The 17,462-nt window shown below is 37.2% G+C and carries 16 protein-coding genes; 3 read left to right on the top strand and 13 right to left on the bottom strand.

Annotation, left to right across the window (positions count from 1 at the left end):
• Positions 1-69 precede the first annotated feature (69 nt).
• The 11 genes from KO502_RS06395 to gspC form a co-directional block, all read right to left on the bottom strand.
• A complete protein-coding gene (locus KO502_RS06395) occupies positions 70-537 on the bottom strand; it encodes a type II secretion system protein M (RefSeq protein WP_216021731.1) in 468 nt (155 codons plus the stop codon).
• The gene (gene gspL, locus KO502_RS06400; protein WP_216021732.1) at positions 537-1,940 is read right to left on the bottom strand and encodes a type II secretion system protein GspL; all 1,404 of its coding nucleotides are present in this window, start codon (positions 1,938-1,940) and stop codon (positions 537-539) included. The genes KO502_RS06395 and gspL overlap by 1 nt, the downstream gene beginning before the upstream one ends.
• A complete protein-coding gene (gene gspK / locus KO502_RS06405) occupies positions 1,940-2,944 on the bottom strand; it encodes a type II secretion system minor pseudopilin GspK (RefSeq protein WP_252730551.1) in 1,005 nt (334 codons plus the stop codon). Before gspK ends, gspL begins: the two co-directional genes overlap by 1 nt.
• 41 nt (positions 2,945-2,985) lie before the next feature.
• Positions 2,986-3,651 carry a type II secretion system minor pseudopilin GspJ gene (gene gspJ, locus KO502_RS06410; protein WP_216021734.1) on the bottom strand — a complete coding sequence of 222 codons (666 nt, stop codon included), beginning with the start codon at positions 3,649-3,651 and terminating at the stop codon, positions 2,986-2,988.
• Complete coding sequence (gspI, locus tag KO502_RS06415) at positions 3,648-4,067, bottom strand: type II secretion system minor pseudopilin GspI (RefSeq protein ID WP_216021735.1); 420 nt, start codon at positions 4,065-4,067, stop codon at positions 3,648-3,650. Before gspI ends, gspJ begins: the two co-directional genes overlap by 4 nt.
• Positions 4,060-4,683: a type II secretion system minor pseudopilin GspH gene (gene gspH / locus KO502_RS06420; protein WP_216021736.1), complete on the bottom strand. Its 624-nt coding sequence runs from the start codon at positions 4,681-4,683 to the stop codon at positions 4,060-4,062. The genes gspI and gspH overlap by 8 nt, the downstream gene beginning before the upstream one ends.
• A gap of 126 nt (positions 4,684-4,809) precedes the next feature.
• Entirely contained in the window at positions 4,810-5,241 is a 432-nt protein-coding gene (gene gspG / locus KO502_RS06425) for a type II secretion system major pseudopilin GspG (protein ID WP_101343275.1), read from the bottom strand.
• A gap of 94 nt (positions 5,242-5,335) precedes the next feature.
• Positions 5,336-6,577, bottom strand: a complete 1,242-nt coding sequence (gspF, locus tag KO502_RS06430) for a type II secretion system inner membrane protein GspF (protein ID WP_216021737.1) — start codon at positions 6,575-6,577, stop codon at positions 5,336-5,338.
• A gap of 85 nt (positions 6,578-6,662) precedes the next feature.
• Complete coding sequence (gene gspE, locus KO502_RS06435; RefSeq protein WP_216021738.1) at positions 6,663-8,276, bottom strand: type II secretion system ATPase GspE; 1,614 nt, start codon at positions 8,274-8,276, stop codon at positions 6,663-6,665.
• The gene (gene gspD / locus KO502_RS06440) at positions 8,276-10,345 is read right to left on the bottom strand and encodes a type II secretion system secretin GspD (protein ID WP_216021739.1); all 2,070 of its coding nucleotides are present in this window, start codon (positions 10,343-10,345) and stop codon (positions 8,276-8,278) included. The genes gspE and gspD overlap by 1 nt, the downstream gene beginning before the upstream one ends.
• 154 nt (positions 10,346-10,499) lie before the next feature.
• A complete protein-coding gene (gene gspC / locus KO502_RS06445) occupies positions 10,500-11,438 on the bottom strand; it encodes a type II secretion system protein GspC (RefSeq protein WP_216021740.1) in 939 nt (312 codons plus the stop codon).
• Between the two features lie 247 nt (positions 11,439-11,685).
• Between gspC and KO502_RS06450 the strand changes: the two genes are divergently transcribed.
• Together KO502_RS06450 and hslO are read left to right on the top strand one after the other, a co-directional pair.
• Positions 11,686-12,090, top strand: coding sequence for a S4 domain-containing protein (locus KO502_RS06450; protein ID WP_216021741.1), 405 nt, complete (start codon positions 11,686-11,688; stop codon positions 12,088-12,090).
• A 5-nt stretch (positions 12,091-12,095) separates the two neighbouring features.
• Positions 12,096-12,968, top strand: a complete 873-nt coding sequence (gene hslO / locus KO502_RS06455; protein WP_216021742.1) for an Hsp33 family molecular chaperone HslO — start codon at positions 12,096-12,098, stop codon at positions 12,966-12,968.
• A 276-nt stretch (positions 12,969-13,244) separates the two neighbouring features.
• Here the strand turns inward: hslO and KO502_RS06460 are convergent, their stop codons facing one another.
• Positions 13,245-13,808, bottom strand: a complete 564-nt coding sequence (locus tag KO502_RS06460; RefSeq protein ID WP_216021743.1) for a CBS domain-containing protein — start codon at positions 13,806-13,808, stop codon at positions 13,245-13,247.
• Positions 13,809-14,492: 684 nt separating this feature from the next.
• On the opposite strand from KO502_RS06460, the gene pckA reads away from it, so the two are divergent.
• Positions 14,493-16,103: a phosphoenolpyruvate carboxykinase (ATP) gene (gene pckA / locus KO502_RS06465; RefSeq protein ID WP_216021744.1), complete on the top strand. Its 1,611-nt coding sequence runs from the start codon at positions 14,493-14,495 to the stop codon at positions 16,101-16,103.
• A 51-nt stretch (positions 16,104-16,154) separates the two neighbouring features.
• Here the strand turns inward: pckA and envZ are convergent, their stop codons facing one another.
• Complete coding sequence (gene envZ, locus KO502_RS06470) at positions 16,155-17,447, bottom strand: two-component system sensor histidine kinase EnvZ (RefSeq protein ID WP_216021745.1); 1,293 nt, start codon at positions 17,445-17,447, stop codon at positions 16,155-16,157.
• Positions 17,448-17,462 lie beyond the last annotated feature (15 nt).

Here is a 17,462-nt window from a genome sequence, read left to right on the forward strand (position 1 = left end):
GCTTCAAAAACTACTATTAAAGCGACAATTAAACCCTATACGGTTTATTAATAATCAGCTAGTTTTATACTATTTAGCAAGGTGTAAACGCCTTACCTTAACTTCGCCAGCATTATCACCTTGCGTTAAATCAATCGCGTGAACTTGCAAACCTTCGTTGTTAGCTAAGTGTTCAAGCCAAAACAATAATTGCGTAAAAGGCGTATTGTCGATCCATACTTGTAAATCATCCCCTTGCGGCTGCATACGGGTAATTGTTAATTTATAAGCTTTTGCACTTTTACTTGCCACACTTGATAAGCTGCCGCTGAGCTGCGCTTTATTACTGTGACGCTTTGCTTCTTGATATAAAGCGGTATTTTCTTCTACCCAAGTAAGCATTTCTTGGTTGCGATCTAATTTTTCCTGCGCTTCTACTAAGCTATTATTTAACGGCTGCCAAATAGCGTTATATAAAATAAAAACAATACAGGCGAACGCCATAACAGCAACCATACGTTGCTCACGAGTATTTAAATGTTGCCACCATGCTTTCATTATGATGTTTCCTTATTCTGCTCATTACTCGACTTCTCACTTCCCTGATTAGTCAAAGAAGTAATGAGTTGAGCGTCTAAATGAGTGTTTTGATCGTTAATGGCAGCTGTTTTTTTACCGTTATTAGTAATACTAAATGAGCCTGACACTAAGTCACCTTGATTACTTTGCGAACCTTTTTTAACCTCCAGACCGGTTGCCGACAAGGCAACACTAAATTTTTCAAAGGTTTGGTAGTCTTTCGCTGTTGCTTGCAGACGAAGCTCTTGGCGCTTACCATCAAACTTTAACGATTCTGGTTTTAATCCAGGTACTTTTGCAAAAGCAGGCTGTATTTTAGCCAACATCGCTAAAAAGCCCTCTTTATCACCAACGCCGCCCATTAAAGCTAATTCACGATTTAATTGGGATTTTATTGTTGAAATGCGTACACGCTTTGTTTTAGGAAAAGTGGCTTTATATTGTGCAATAATACTTTCTTGCACACTTTCCTGTGCCGTATTTAATTGCCATAATCGTGCGCTTTTATGACCTAGGTTTAATAATAAAGCGAAAACAGCAACGCCTGCGACCCATAACCATTGACTTCTAGCATGACTTCTAACTTCTTTGCGTTTATATTTGCCTTGCAATAAGTTAAAACGATTTAGGTTTTTGCCATAGTTTTTCGCCATTAACATTAGCGGTAACTCTTCAGGCATTTGCACCATATCGAATTTATCACTGTAAACTAAGTGTGAATAAGACTCGATATGAATACTTACTTGTTGTGTTACGTTTTCATCACCTTCATCCGTTTCGTCAATATTTTCTATTTGCTTTGAAAACCCTTCGCATTGTAATTTCCACGTACTAGCATCTAAGGTAAAACCTTGCCATAAATGTTGACGAACAATAACTTGTTCTTGCTCTGCAGAGCCTAAGGTAATCGCACTCCAACCATTTTCGGTATAAGGTATTGCTAAAACATCTGGTAACATAAACGACGTTTCAATATCGGCATCTTCTAACCACGATAGCCATCTTTCGATTTGTCGATGTGAAACAATTGCCGCGAAGCAATTATTATCTTGAATATCACGTGGTAAATCTGCATAAGCGAAAAACAATCGGTCTACATCTTCTGCTACACTATCTTCTAACATATATGGTGCAGCTAAACGTACAGCGCGATTTGACTTTGCAGGTATTTTTAAAGACTTTAACAATACATCACAGCCAGGCACCAATACTTTTACTTGGCGCTGCTCTGCTTTGCTCGTAAGCTCGGTGAGTTGTGCCGCACCTTGTAGGTCGCCACATGCAATTATTTCTTGCTCATCGCCACTAGTCTCATCAATAATCAACCAATGAATGGTATCGTTAGCTTGACTTCCTAGACGGATAAATAAAGTTTCTGTCACTAGTTACGTCCTATAGTACGACTAATTATTTGAATTTCTTGGTTCTTTGTTACTTGCATAATAGAGTTCATGTCAAAGTAACTATTATTAAAACGTGCATTAGCTTTTAATTTAAAGTAGTCACTATCAACCACAAATACCTCTTTTTGCCAATCTTCTACTTTACCATCACTTAATTCAGGTAAGCTAAAGAAATCATTTAAGTCTTCATAACCCGAGCTTTCTCGTGCATTTAATACTGATTGTGCATCTTCTATACTTATATCAAATATCGCTTGTATTAATTCGGGTTGCTCGGCGCTTAACGTATTAATATTTATTAAATTTTGGCTGTTATTCGGTAGTACACAAACATAAGGTTCTAACACTAAGATAATCTCTGGCGTAAAGTGTTCAACTAACCTTAACTCATTAAGGCTGCCTAAATAATTATTGGCAGCCAGATAAGGGTACTCGCGTGAAGCGTAATCATTATCTTCTGCTCCGCCGCTACCTGTTATCCTGTCATTATCATCAAGCCAATCTGTTAATGCTTGTACCATAGCTTCGGCTTCAAAGTTACTAACATCTTCAATATTCAAATTAAGAATAAGTGCCTCTAAAATTGTTGCGGCAGGTAAATCTGTATTTTGACCGACTGTATTAGTTGAGTCATTTTGATTTTTTGTTTTAGCACTTGGATGTAACGCATTAAGATTTAAACAAGCTTGTAAGTCACTTAACTCCCCACCAATATCACCAAAGTCAACGGGGTAACTATTTGCACCTATTGCCCAGTTTTGTTCTAAATGAGTTATTGATGGCTCATCTTTAAACGCATCAATCAACACACGTTTGGCAAAAGCTTCAGCCCCCAGAGCATACCAATAAGCTTGCTGGTTAAAGCTTATATTTGTGCCTCGTTGCATCTGCATTTGTAATCTTGCTGTCATTTGCGCGGCAATGATTGAGGCTAATGCAACAATTAACATCACAGTAATTAATGCAACACCTTGTTGTTTCATACAACAACTAATGCTTTTATTTGAAAACAATCTAACCATCATTAATTATTCTGCGTGCTAGTTGTTGTAGCAGGATCATCTGCAACTAAAAACTGACGGCGAATTACCCCATAACTTTCAGTATCTAATTCAATAGCAATAGCCTGTGGTAGGGTTGCACCATCCCATTTTTTTTCCCATCTTTGGCCATCGTGGTATTCAAAAACAACACTAATAACATCACTAATTAATGGTCTTATTCTAGGCTCTTGTCCGACAACAGCATCAACAAAGTTGTAATGTAATCGTTCAAGTGTACCGTCTACTAATCGATAAGCCACACTTTGCATATCTCCGCGAGGTAAAAGTAACCCCGGATTTGTCCAACCATTGCGTACAAAAGCAATAGATTGTTCATCTTTTATAAAACTATCGTCGGAAGTGTGTATAAACGTATCCGTTGCCGCTTCACCATTAAGACGCATTGTTCGTTTAGCGATTTGAGTAAAATCACGTTCAATTAATAAAAAGGCGCGTTGTAATTCATTTTGTTTTTCGCTACGTATTTTAGAGTTTTCATCTCCACGCAGTACAGTATCAAAAATGGTAAAGCTTGCTAAACTAACGACTGAAAAAATAGCGATAGCAATTAATACCTCAAGCAGTGTAAAACCTTGTTGAGCAAACTGTTTCATTGAGCTAATTTTACGACAAGTGGCATAACTCATGGCTTAGCCTTCGACAAATAAGTCATTAAACTAGCAGTAATTAATTCATCTTCTTTATTTTTCCGTACTTCTATCACGACTGATTGTAAATCGCTACTCGCTGTTTTAATAACTTTTTGTTGCCAGTACCATGTTCTGCCTGCTAATTCGACCTCACCTTTTTTATTGTTTTTAGGTGGCCAAGAGCTATTCAAGCTAGCTTCAACAAGTTGATTAGAAGCAACCCAATTAGCAAACATTTTATCTTCTAGCAAACTAATATGGCGGTAGTTATTATCGGCAACACCAAGTAATGCAACGCCAGCAACAGCAAAAACAGCCATTGCTAACATGACTTCAATTAAGGTAAAGCCTTGTTTTTTAATTGGAGAATTGGTTGATTTGTTGTTGTGCAGTAGCGTATTACATTTAATCATTGAGGACAGGCCCTTCAATAGTTAAGGGCGTGCTATAAATCCCCGTAACTCGGTATGCTATGTCTTCAGCATCTTGATCATAAGCTAGTTCTTCTGTGATGCGAAAAGTCACGCTAAAAGGAGTAAGTTCTCCACCAGAAAGTATATAAACTTGTGGTATTATTTTTTCTTCTTGTTCTTCTTTAGATAATAAAGTGAAGTCTTCTTCATCTTTTTCTTTAAAGGTATCACTATTAAAAAGTAATGGCTCTTCAATGGGTAGGTCGTCTAACTCTATGCTTATTTCAACTTCTTCTGGCAAGGTTACATTAGCATCCCAGTCTTGATCGGGTATTTCAGTCCAACTAGTGCCGTCATAACCTAAAAATTCATAACTTGTTTTTTTAACAACTAAACCTAACTCAATATTATTGAGCATGCCGTACTCAGCAACTACTTCAAAAATAGCCGCAAAGCGAGCACTTTCATGCTTCAACGTATCTGCAGGCTTATTGCCTGCAAAATTAAATTGCACCAAACTTGCCATCAAACCAATAAGCACCACCACGACCATTACCTCAATTAAGGTAAAGCCTTGATTTTTTCTCACTATTGAGTTGATAGACTTAACGTTCATATTAATTTGTAATGGGTAACTTTAAGCTGTAATGCTCAATTTAAAGGAAAATGCACGGAGTTGACGTTAGTCAATGAGTACAATTGACGCCTAAATTGTGCTTTACAGCAACAAGGTAGCCTTTACCTATTGAAAATCGCCAAGATTCCAATTACCAATATCATCTTCTGTACCGGCTTCGCCATCAGGACCTACTGAAAAAACATCCATTTTGCCTTGCTCACCTGGATTTAATAAAACGTAGTCATTACCCCACGGATCTTTAGGTAAACGTTTAATATAACCGTCATCAGGAAAACGACGTGGCTCTGGCTCTACATCAGACATTTCAACAAGCGCATCTAAGCCTTGCTCTGTTGTTGGGTAGTCGTAATTATCCATTTTATAAAGACTTAAAGACGTTTCTAATGCGGTAACATCAGATACCGCTTTTTGCATATTAGCGCGCTCCTGACTACCCATTAAGTTAGGTACTACCATACTGGCTAAAATACCTAAAATAACAATAACGACCATCACTTCTAGTAAAGTGAAACCTTGTGCTTTTTTCATGTTCATAGTGCTTTCCTAACGTCTGATAAAATCATATTTCAACAAAAATCATTAATACTTTGTTGATCTTTTTAACTAGCGGCTGCTATTCACCGTTTATTTAGCCACCGACAAGGCTATTTAATTGTAAAATCGGTTGTAATATTGCCATAACAATAAAGAGTACCACACCCGCCATAACCACCATAAGTGCTGGCTCAAATGCTTTTAATGAGATACTCACTAAAGCATCAAACTCTCTATCTTGGTTATCTGCAGCGCGGCCTAACATGTGCTCTAATTGACCACTTTTTTCGCCACTTGCTACCATGTGTAACATCATCGGCGGAAACAGTTTAGTTTGCTCTAAGGCGACCCGTAAACTGGCGCCTTCTCGCACTTTGTCCGTTGACGATTTAACTTCTTGTTTGATAAATAAGTTATCTAATACTTCACCTGAAATACGCATACTTTCTAATAAAGGTACGGCACTGGCGGTCAAAATACTTAAGGTTCGGGCAAAACGTGCGGTATTAATACCTTTAGCCACTTTACCTATGCCTGGCACGCGTAATAAATTTTTATGAAAGGCCATTTCATATTTTGGCTTTTTCAACAATTGCGAAATAATAAACATTATCGCTGCAACCACTAAGACTAACCCTAAGCCATAATCGCGAAGAAAATCACTGCTCGCAATAAGAAATTGGGTTGTACCCGGCAGATTCTCACCCATGTGTTCAAATTGACCAACAATTTTAGGCACAACTGCAGTTAGCAAAATCGCAATTACCCCTGTTGCAACCACAGTCATAATAATTGGATAAACCAACGCTTGAATAAGCTGCGAACGCATTTGTTGACGTTGTTCGGTATAGTCTGCCAAACGGTTTAATACTTTATCAAGGTGTCCCGACTTTTCACCTGCAGCGACCATAGAGCGATACAAGCGGTTAAATATTTTTGGATATTCAGCCATACTTTCAGAAAGACCATAACCTTCTGTAACTTTAGTGCGAACCCCCATGATCATACTTTTGATACGGTTTTTTTCACATTGTTCACCCACTGCCATTAATGACTCTTCTAATGGCAAACCAGACTCAACTAAAGTAGCTAACTGACGGGTAATAAGGGCTAATTCAGAGGCGGAAACTTTACCGCCATCATTTTTATTGAAACTAGCAGCAAAACCTTTTTTACCATTAGTAGATTTACTCTTAGCTAAAGTAGAGGAAACCTCAATAGGCATAAGGCCTTGATCACGTAATATACCACGCACTTGGCGTGCAGTATCGCCGTCGATAACGCCTTTTTTAGTTTTACCGCGGCTATCAACCGCTTGATATTCAAAAGATGCCATATTTACTTATTTTCACTATTCATTAGACAAAATGTTATTAACATAACTATCATGCGCTAAACATACAGGTAACACTTGTTGTAAATTAATCTTCACGAGTAACACGTAATACTTCTTCTAATGTGGTTTTACCCAACATTACTTTATCAAAACCATCTCGGCGGATACTGGCATAGTTTTTTCGTACATGTTTTTCTATTGCCTGCTCACCTTGACCATTGTGGATAAGTTCACGTACTTTTTCATCGACAGGTAATAACTCATGAATACCAACTCGTCCACGGTAACCTTTAAAGCTACATTCCTTACATCCTACAGCACGATAAATCACTTGCTCATTATCTTCAGGTAAGTCTAACAATTGCCTTTCTTCGGCATCAGGTAAGTGACTTTCTCGACACGTTGGACAAAGTGTTCGTACTAAACGTTGCGCTAACACCCCCAATAAACTCGAGGATAATAAAAAAGGCTCCACACCCATATCTTCCATACGAGTTATTGCACCTGCAGCGGTGTTGGTATGTAAAGTAGATAATACCAAATGCCCTGTTAAACTTGCTTGTACCGCAATTTGTGCTGTTTCTAAATCTCGAATTTCACCAATCATTACCACATCAGGATCCTGACGTAATATGGCGCGTAAACCACGAGCAAAAGTCATATCTACTTTACTATTTACTTGCGTTTGGCCGATACCTTCAATGGCATATTCAATCGGGTCTTCTACCGTTAATATGTTACGTTCTTTAGCATCAATTTGCGATAAACCTGCATAAAGCGTGGTACTTTTACCCGAGCCTGTAGGACCAGTAACTAAAATAATGCCGTGTGGCTTTTCGATTAAGCTTGAGAAATCGACTCGCGTAGTATCTGTCATACCTAATTCTTTTAAGTCTAGGCGCGCAGCATTTTTATCTAATAAACGTAATACTACACGTTCACCATGACCCGTTGGCATAGTAGATACACGCACATCAACCGCTCGACCACCAATACGTAATGAAATACGACCATCTTGTGGAATACGTTTTTCAGCAATATCGAGTTTAGCCATAACCTTAATACGTGAAACCAATAGCGACGCTAACTTTCGATTAGGTTTAAGCACTTCGCGTAGAACACCATCAACACGGAAGCGGATTTGTAAGGTATTTTCAAACGTTTCAATATGAATATCTGACGCTCTTTCTTTAATACCTTCACTGAGCATGGCGTTAATTAATTTAATAATTGGCGCATCGTCTTCATTTTCAAGTAAATCTTCACTTTCAATGAATTCATCAGCAAGTGAGTATAGATCAACTTCATTACCTATATCTTCCATCATCTGCTGTGCTTCAGAAGAGTCTCGTTGATAGGTATGAGTTAATAACAATTCAAAAGCTGTCGGCTCTAAATATTCAACTCTAAAAGGCGCCCTGAGAATACGGCGCACTTCTAAAATAGTGTCAAAATGAATTGATGTTAAACAATGCAATATATAACCGCCAGTGTCTTCATCAACCGTAATAAGTACGCTATAACGTTTCGCAAAAGCAAAGGTTAGCAACCAAGTGCTACTTGCTTGTTCTTCCTCTTCAGTATCAACACTCGCCACTTCAATTTTATCAAGAGCATCTAAATCAACATCATCAAGTGATGTAATATCGTCAAGGGAGGTTATTTCTTCAAGTGCTGTTACTTCAACTTCTTTTGACATTAGTTCTTGTCTTCTATTGGTGTTGCATCTGTTGCGGCAGGTACATCAATACCTTTTTCGCCTAAGTTCTTTTGATATTCATCAAACGATGGAGGTAAGGTTAAGTGATCATGCCATTCAGGTAAAATAGGCATATTCTCGTCACTCATTAAACGTAAACCTTCTTCCTGTCTGCGGATTTGATCTGCACGAATATAGTTATATTTAGTTTCACTAATTTCTTTCATCAATGCTGAATCACGTACAATCGTTGCACGTAAAAATACCATTAAGTTACGTTTACGGGTGCTGTTAGTAGTTGATTGAAATAAGTAACCAAGAATTGGAATATCGCCAAGTAATGGTACTTTTTGTACACTCTCTTGTACGTCTTCATCAATTAAGCCACCAAGTACAACAGTATCGCCGCTATCAGCCATTACTGTGGTTTTTATTTCTCTTTTATTAATTGAAATATCAACACCTGTTGTACCACTTACTGAGGACACTTCTTGTTCAATAATTAATTGAACCGCATCACCTTCGTTAACTTGTGGAGTAACACGCAGTTTAATACCTACTTCTTGACGGTCTACAGTTTGAAATGGATTAGTATTGTTACTACCCGTTGCTGAGCCGGTAATAATTGGTACTTCTTGACCAACAATAAAATAAGCTTCTTCGTTATCTAAAGTGGTGATACTTGGTGTTGCAAGAATGTTCGAGTTAGTATCAGAGCTTACGGCATTGACAATTGCGCCCCAGTCATTTTTGGCAATACCAAACATCATGCCGCTAACATTGCCAAGTACTTGTGCAAGAATGCTGTAATCACCATTGGTTGATGGATTAACTGTTGTACCATTTTCAGTTGTAACAGTAGTGCCCGGAACACTCTCAGCCGCTATTGCACCCGCAGCTACCGATGAAATACTTGCAGGGCCATTAGTAAACTGGGTAAAACCACCTGCTTCGTTGTACCACTGCACGCCTAGGCTAACACCGTCAGTTTCAAATACTTCAACAATAATCGCTTCAACTAATACCTGTGCACGGCGTACATCTAATTGGCGAATTACCGCTTCAAGTGAACGCAACATGTCTGGCTCGGCAGTAATAACGATAGCATTGGTTGATTCATGCGCATCAATACTGATATCACCTTTAGAGCTATTACGTGACTTTGATTTAGAGCCACTAGCATCTGTTGATATTGTCTCGCTAACACCTTGTAAAACTTTAACTAGGTCTTCAGCTTTAGAGTATTTAAGGTAGTAAACACGGGTATTACCATTACTTTCTAATTCACTATCTAAACGTTTTACTAAGCGTGCTATACGCTCACGTGCTTTTATTTCACCGCTAACAATAACGCTATTAGAGCGATCATCAGCCACTATAGTCGGGATTAAAAAAGTTGGTTGTCCTGCTTTACCACCAGAAGGCTTATTCATAGCCTCAATAATACGTACCATTTCACCTGCTGAAGCGTATTGAAGTTTAATTATTTCTACATCTTGGTCACCCGCTCTATCGACACGTTCAATGATTTTCACTAAGCGATTTACTGTAGACGCAGTACCAGTAAGCATAATAACGTTAGCAGGATCGTAGTTAACAACATTACCACCACCGGCTTGATCTGAAAGCTGACGTAAAAGAGGTACTAACTCACGAACCGTAACATTTTTTACCTCGACAACACGGGTAACCATTTCATCACCGATGATATTACTGTTATTGCCGACTACTGGAATAGCTGCCGTTTTAGCATCTTTATTACGAATAATCTTAATAATATTATTTTCGGTTTCTACAGCAGCGTAGCCGTATACTTCAAGTACATTCAGGAAAAACTGGTAATATTGATCTTCCGTTAAAAGGTCATAACTACGGACGTTGATTTTCCCTCGTACATTGGGATCAACAATCATGGTTTTTTGTAAGTTTTTACCAACAATATTAACAAATTCGGTAATTTCAGTGCCTTTAAAGTTAGGAGAATATTCTGCGGCACTCGCTTGTGCAACAAAGCACAAACAGTTAATAGCTAGTGCTGTAGTTACAGTTAATAAAAACTTTTTCATCATTATCGGTATCTCTGCTTTATTATTTTATTAGAAAGCTTAGTTAGTATGCTTAGTGAATGAATATTACTTAAAAAATATTACCAAATAAGTGTCACTACATATCTTTCTATATAACTTCATAACTTATTGTTACGTTAATTAATTAGTTAGCTTTTTATAAGCTAATCAGTATTTCTGTTAAACTGCCTTGACGGTCAACCAGTAATGAAATATTACTGGCTTTTTTCATTTCAATCATCGCTTGCATTGCCTGTGTCGTATCAATTAAATCATAACCATTCATTTGCACTGCAACATCCCCTGATTGCAGTCCTGCGAGTTTAAAAAACTCTGGTTTTTTACCTGGACGTAACGAATAACCAACGATGTTACCATCTTTTCGCTTCGGAGAAATACGTAAGTAATCACCTATTTTTGCGGGATCTTCTGAAAAATCACTCCGTAAATCTTTTACTGAACGACGAAATTCTGCATTATTTCGTTGATCAACAACACCCAAATTACCTTTTGCTTTAGTTTTGTTAGCTGCCGCCTTGCTAGTTATTTCTAATGCAGGTTGATTGTAATCAAATCCATCGAGCATTAGGGTTTCTAACTTTCCTGACTGTTTAATCAGCACTCTATCCATCAGTACTTGCTCAAGGCTAACACGTGTTCCAACAATAATATCTCCTATACCGTAAGTTTCTTGCTTACCTTTATATTCAATAATTGCTGCCGCTGTCGCTTTATTATCACTGGCGACTAAACCTGATAACACTAAATTTAGTTTTGTTTCTGGTACGTCTGATGCGGCCATAGCTTCAGATACAGATTCTGCCGCGTTTTCATTATACAAGCCAAAAAGATTCAGAGATTGTATCTTATTGACATCGATTAATTTTTTAGTTTTTTTTGAGCTTAAATTTTTGCCATTGCCTGTTGATGAAGCAACTGCAGTCGACTGATTTTTTGGCACAACAGACCATGTTATTTTTGCTATAACAAACGAAATATAGACCAATAATATTACCGTCATTACTTGTGCAACACGTTTATGGCCAAGTTGAGAAGATAAGGCGGTTAAATCTGTCATGTTAGAGGGAAGTTGCATACTTTCTTATATCATTGTTATTTATGAATTTACCTATCGCAAGTAGCGACAATTTAATAGTATTTTTTCTATAGTGCAACTAGTGATGATACTTGACCAAAGCCTTAGCAACAAGTGTTACACCTAGATTTTAAAGCATTTAAGTGAATTAAATGTTAACAAATATGTAATCCGTAAAGACTACACTTGTTATATTAAATTTCAGACCAATATTTATTACCAAAGTTCTTTTAACTTAAAGGTTAATATGTCAACAACCCAAACGACTAAAAGCACCTCAACACGACTAGATAAATGGTTATGGGCAGCAAGGTTTTATCGTACTCGAGCCATTGCGAAACAAATGATTGATGGTGGAAAAGTATTTTATAATGGACAGCGCACTAAGTCGGGAAAAGCCGTCGCTATTGGTGATATAATAAAAATACGACAAGGTTTTGAAGAAAAAGAAATTACCGTCATTGCATTAGCGGAGAAGCGTAGCGACGCTACTTTTGCGCAAACCTTATACCAAGAAAGTAAGCAAAGCATTGAAACACGAGAGAAAAATTCCCTTGCCCGTAAGCAAGGTATTTTATTAAGTCCTGCTAGCGATACTAAACCAGATAAAAAACAACGTAGAAAGCTACGTGAATTTAAAGAAAGGATCTAACCATTATGAGCCAATTTAACGTATTAAATCGTTACTTATTTACTGATGCCCATGCCCGTGGTGAGCTAGTACAACTCAGCAGTAGCTTTAACAGTATTATTAAAAATCATAATTACCCTGTAGCTGTTGAAAAGCTATTAGGTGAACTACTCAGTGCTACTTGCTTATTAACCGCCACACTAAAGTTTGAAGGTGATATTACCGTACAATTACAAGGTGATGGTCCTGTTGGCTACATGTCAGTTAGCGGCAATAATAATCAGCAAATGCGCGGCATTGCTAAAATGAAAGAAGAAACATCGGCGGACTCATTACAAACACTAATTGGTAAAGGCACTATGATCATTACCATTCGCCCAACCGTAGGGGAAGCTTATCAAGGTGTGGTTGCTTTAGATAAAGATAACCTTGCTGATTGTTTAGCACATTATTTTGAAGTTTCTGAGCAAATTCCAACAAAAATTTGGTTGTTTAGTGATACGGAAAAGCAACTAACGGGTGGCGCGTTAGTACAGTTACTTCCTGATGGTGATGGCAGTGTTGAAAACAAGCAAAAGCAGATAAGTGATTTTGAACACCTTTGTCAACTTACCAACACCATTAAGGCTGAAGAGTTATTTTCATTAGAAGCTGAGGCTTTGTTATATCGATTATATCACCAAGAAGCAGTGAATATTTTTGAGCCTCAGGCAGTAAGTTATGTTTGTGGCTGCTCTGCTGATAAATGCTTATCTGCTATATCTCAAATTGAGCCGAGTGAAATTAAAGCTATTTTAGCAGAACAAGGTAAAATTTCGATGACTTGTGATTATTGTGTAACGACTTACGACTTTGATGAGTTGAGCTTACAAAACTTTATTTCTGACGTTAGACATTAGGGGCTGTTGATTTTTAGAGATGACTTTTACAGCACTTGTTTGGACTTCTTTGGATTTCTTTGGATTAAGAGTAAACATGCGATAACGCCGTATAAATTTCAAACAAGTGCTGCCTTTAGTTGAAGTTTATATAACGTTAAACCTGCTCATGTAAGCAGTTACATGAGCAGGCTACACCTTGTAGTTAACACCTATAAAAAGACCAATCAAACGGCTGTAAAAACAACCGCGAAAGGTCAACACGTTCTGATAAAGTATCAGCTTATAAATAGGTTGTTATGCTGCTGAGTGATATAACGCATTAAAAATATTAACAAAACTAGAATCTTTATTAATATTAATAGGCACTCTTAATTGCCTAGCGATGTCACTGGCCGAGATAATACCGCGAATCATATGACTATTTTGGTCAACCACAATACAATGTTGTTGCCCTCTTTTTTGCAGCGTTTCAACCACATCATTGATGCTAGATTTTTGTAATTCGTCATAAGAAAAAGCCTTTAACTCATTTCTTGTTTGCATAAAATCAACAACGCATAATTCCGCTCTTGGAATGCCATTGGCTTCGCGTTTAATTATTCCCTGTAGGTTTAGATCATCTAAACTCACCACGCCTAAGAAGTGAGATTTATCGACAATAATAATAAGCCTAACATGAGAATTTATCATTAATTTTTCTGCTTCTACCGCAGAAGTTGAGGCATCCAAAACTATCGGTTGTACTGCTTCAAAATCAGTAAAAATAGTAAGGGCTGGAGAGTTTAAATCAACACAACTATCTTTTGGACATGCTAATTCATCTATTGATTCAAGATCACATAAAGCTAAATTTTTCATAATTAACTACCTAAATTTTATTTCCTAACGAAACGACATATACCGCTTCAATAAATAATTAAAAAGAAGCTAAGCTATCAATAAGTTAGGTATTTTTTCTGTTATATAAAATGAAATGATTAATAATAATATTTCATGGGTGACGATATAAAATTAAGAAGTAATTTGAGGTGGAGCCCTGATTGACCCTACAGCGTAAGTATTTTTTAAGTTAGGTAATTCATAACCCTTTAAAAAAAATATGTTTTGAAATGAGTAATGGTAATTTATGTTGTTAACAAAGAAGTGTTCTGCATCTATATCTGTAGTTTGACTATTCTGCTCAACATCAACTATATAAGCTTTACTTTCGCTTATTGTATTATTCTCAAACGCAACTGCGTTTACTGAATAATTCAATAAACTAAAAGCAACAATTATACTAAGCAAATATTGATACATAGAACTTACTTTATAAAATAAAACACAACTACTTATAACGCTAATCACATTATTGCGCAATCATTCTTGCCGTTGTTTTGTAATAAGATGTATCCATGATTTATATCAAATCTACGTAACCACTTAGATCATATTAACCTAGCTTTATACTTTCGTTTTAGGCATTACTCACTTAAGATAACTTTATAAGCGATATGAAAGTTTTTGAATGACCACTCATTATTATTTTAAGAGAGGATTTCTATGACAACGCAAAGTAACACAATTAACTTATCACAATACGGCATATCTAATCCTAACCAAATAATTTATAACCCATCATATGAGTTACTGTTTAGCGAAGAAACTAAACCAGAACTAAAAGGCTGTGATAAAGGAGTAGTCACAGAGCTTGGTGCGATAAATGTTAATACTGGCATATTTACTGGCCGCTCTCCTAAAGATAAATATATTGTTCGTGATGCGATAACACGCGATACAGTGTGGTGGTCAGATCAAGGAAAAAATGACAACCACCCAATGTCTCCTGAAACCTGGCAACATTTAAAAGGTTTAGTGACTAGCCAGCTTTCAAATCAACCCTTGTTTGTGGTTGATAGCTTTTGTGGCGCAGATGAAGCAACACGCTTAAAGGTACGCTTTATCACACAAGTCGCTTGGCAAGCCCACTTTGTGAAAAATATGTTTATTCGCCCGAGCGATGATGAGCTAAAGAACTTTGAACCTGATTTTGTAGTTATGAACGGCGCCAAAACAGTTAATGATAAATGGCAAGAACAAGGCTTAAACTCTGAAAATTTTGTCGCGTTTAATTTAACTGAAAAAATTCAATTAATTGGTGGTACTTGGTACGGCGGCGAAATGAAGAAAGGTTTATTCTCAATGATGAACTACTACCTGCCACTACAAGGAATTGCTTCTATGCATTGCAGTGCAAACGTAGGAAGCGATGGTGAAACCGCTATATTTTTTGGTTTATCTGGAACCGGTAAAACCACCTTATCAACTGATCCGCATCGCCAACTCATCGGTGATGATGAACATGGATGGGACAATAAAGGTGTATTTAACTTTGAAGGCGGCTGTTACGCCAAAACTATCAATTTAAACAAAGAAAATGAACCTGATATTTACCAAGCGATTCGACGCGATGCTTTACTCGAGAATGTTACTGTAGATAGTCATGGTAAAATAGATTTTGATGATAATTCAAAAACAGAAAATACACGTGTGTCTTATCCTATTTATCATATAGATAACATAGTTAAACCTATTTCAAGAGCTGGCCATGCCAAAAAAGTTATATTTTTAACTGCTGATGCTTTTGGCGTATTACCGCCTGTTGCTAAGTTAACGCCTCAACAAACCGAGTATTATTTTTTATCAGGCTTTACCGCTAAATTAGCGGGTACAGAACGCGGTGTTACTGAACCAACACCAACATTTTCTAGCTGCTTTGGAGCGGCTTTTTTAAGCTTGCATCCAACACAATATGCTAAGGTTTTACAACAACGTATGATTGCTTCTGGAGCAGAAGCTTACTTGGTAAATACTGGTTGGAATGGTACGGGAAAACGTATTTCGATTAAAACAACACGCGCTATTATTGATGCTATATTAGATGGTTCGATTGATCATTCTTTAACCCAAAGCATTCCTATATTTAATTTAGTCGTGCCTTTGTCACTTGCAGGTGTTGAAGATGCTATTCTTGACCCTAGAAATACTTACAGTAACGAAGCTATTTGGCATACAAAAGCTAGTGATTTAGCGACGCTTTTCATCCAAAATTTTGAAAAGTTTACTGATACTGAAAATGGCATAAAATTAGTAAGCGCAGGACCAAAAATATAACTTGTTAAAAATAACATTGAGCTGCCATTAACGAGTAATAACGTTAAGTCGTTATTTACTCGTTAATGGTAAGTATATCTTAGCTTGTAAGCCGCCCGATGGTTTATTTAGTAAGCTAACATAACCGCCATGAGCTTCAACAATACGCTTTATAATGGCAAGTCCTAAACCACTACCTTCGGCGCCTCGAGCAGTATCACCTTGCGTGAAAGGTTGAAATAAACGCTCAATATCACTTACAGGAATCCCATCACCGTTATCACTCACCATAATAAAAGCAAAATTATCTTCCGTACCTGTAAATACGTCAATTTCTCCTTCGGTATAGCGAATAGCATTTTGTATTAAATTAGCAAGCGCCCGTTTAACCGCGACATATCGTAAAGGGATTTTAGGGCATTCACCACGATGAATGTGGATCACCCGATCATTTGGAGTCTCTACATTAACAACATCCTCAACCAGTTCGTTTAAGTCGCCCAACTCAGCCTGATCTTTAGAATCATGTCGAATGTAATCAATAAATTGATCAATGATATTATTCATATCGTCAATATCAATCTCTATGCCTTCTTTAAGAAAAGCATCTTGCTCATTCATCATTTCACTGGCTAAACGAATTCTTGTTAACGGTGTACGCAAATCGTGAGAAATACCCGCCATAAGTAAGTTACGATCTTCTTCAAGCTGTTTTATACCTTTCGACATTTGATTGAAGGCTTGAGTAACTGCCATCACTTCTGAGGTACCACACTCTATTAATGGATCAGGAAAGTTTCCTCGTCCAACATTTTTTGCGGCAATTTCTAACGACTTTAACGGTCGGTTGAGTTGTCTTACAAAAAGCCAGCCCCCCAAAACACTTAATAAGCCAATAACTACCATAAAAAAGATAAGTGGCGATATACTGCTTTTTTCCATGCCATTAATAGGAATTTTCACCCAAAGGTGTGGAGCTTGTGGGGCACGGATCCAAAAAAGATAAGCATCTCCATCAGAAATTCTAACTTCTGTAGGCCCACCAAGTAACAAGGACATTTGTTCAGAACGATAAGGATAAACAATAGCATTAGCTAAGCCAGCACTCATCGCATCACTTTCTCGATAAACCCCAATATCTGTTTCGTTATGAAAGGCTTTTGCCATTTTAGGGCTCAGCCTAGCATCATCAATATCAATAAAAACAACCCGTACCTGCTTAGCTAACAATTGATTTATTTGTTGTTGGTGCGGTTCAAAAACATAGATGGCGAAAGAGATATAAGACACAATTTGATTAATAAACAGCAAAAAACAGATTAATAAAACCGTTTGTCCAAAAGCACTACGAGGTAACATTTTCATATATACCAAGTTAAA

It is taken from the genome of Colwellia sp. E2M01 (genome assembly GCF_018860585.1).
Classification (GTDB): domain Bacteria; phylum Pseudomonadota; class Gammaproteobacteria; order Enterobacterales; family Alteromonadaceae; genus Colwellia.

Excerpts from the sequence above, each read along its gene's own strand:
- KO502_RS06395 (WP_216021731.1), bottom strand. The coding sequence starts at position 537 with ATGAAAGCATGGTGGCAACATTTAAATACTCGTGAGCAACGTATGGTT.
- gspK (WP_252730551.1), bottom strand. The coding sequence starts at position 2,944 with ATGAAACAACAAGGTGTTGCATTAATTACTGTGATGTTAATTGTTGCA.
- gspJ (WP_216021734.1), bottom strand. The coding sequence starts at position 3,651 with ATGAGTTATGCCACTTGTCGTAAAATTAGCTCAATGAAACAGTTTGCT.
- gspI (WP_216021735.1), bottom strand. The coding sequence starts at position 4,067 with ATGATTAAATGTAATACGCTACTGCACAACAACAAATCAACCAATTCT.
- gspH (WP_216021736.1), bottom strand. The coding sequence starts at position 4,683 with ATGAACGTTAAGTCTATCAACTCAATAGTGAGAAAAAATCAAGGCTTT.
- gspG (WP_101343275.1), bottom strand. The coding sequence starts at position 5,241 with ATGAACATGAAAAAAGCACAAGGTTTCACTTTACTAGAAGTGATGGTC.
- gspF (WP_216021737.1), bottom strand. The coding sequence starts at position 6,577 with ATGGCATCTTTTGAATATCAAGCGGTTGATAGCCGCGGTAAAACTAAA.
- gspE (WP_216021738.1), bottom strand. The coding sequence starts at position 8,276 with ATGTCAAAAGAAGTTGAAGTAACAGCACTTGAAGAAATAACCTCCCTT.
- gspD (WP_216021739.1), bottom strand. The coding sequence starts at position 10,345 with ATGATGAAAAAGTTTTTATTAACTGTAACTACAGCACTAGCTATTAAC.
- gspC (WP_216021740.1), bottom strand. The coding sequence starts at position 11,438 with ATGCAACTTCCCTCTAACATGACAGATTTAACCGCCTTATCTTCTCAA.
- KO502_RS06450 (WP_216021741.1), top strand. The coding sequence starts at position 11,686 with ATGTCAACAACCCAAACGACTAAAAGCACCTCAACACGACTAGATAAA.
- hslO (WP_216021742.1), top strand. The coding sequence starts at position 12,096 with ATGAGCCAATTTAACGTATTAAATCGTTACTTATTTACTGATGCCCAT.
- KO502_RS06460 (WP_216021743.1), bottom strand. The coding sequence starts at position 13,808 with ATGAAAAATTTAGCTTTATGTGATCTTGAATCAATAGATGAATTAGCA.
- pckA (WP_216021744.1), top strand. The coding sequence starts at position 14,493 with ATGACAACGCAAAGTAACACAATTAACTTATCACAATACGGCATATCT.
- envZ (WP_216021745.1), bottom strand. The coding sequence starts at position 17,447 with ATGAAAATGTTACCTCGTAGTGCTTTTGGACAAACGGTTTTATTAATC.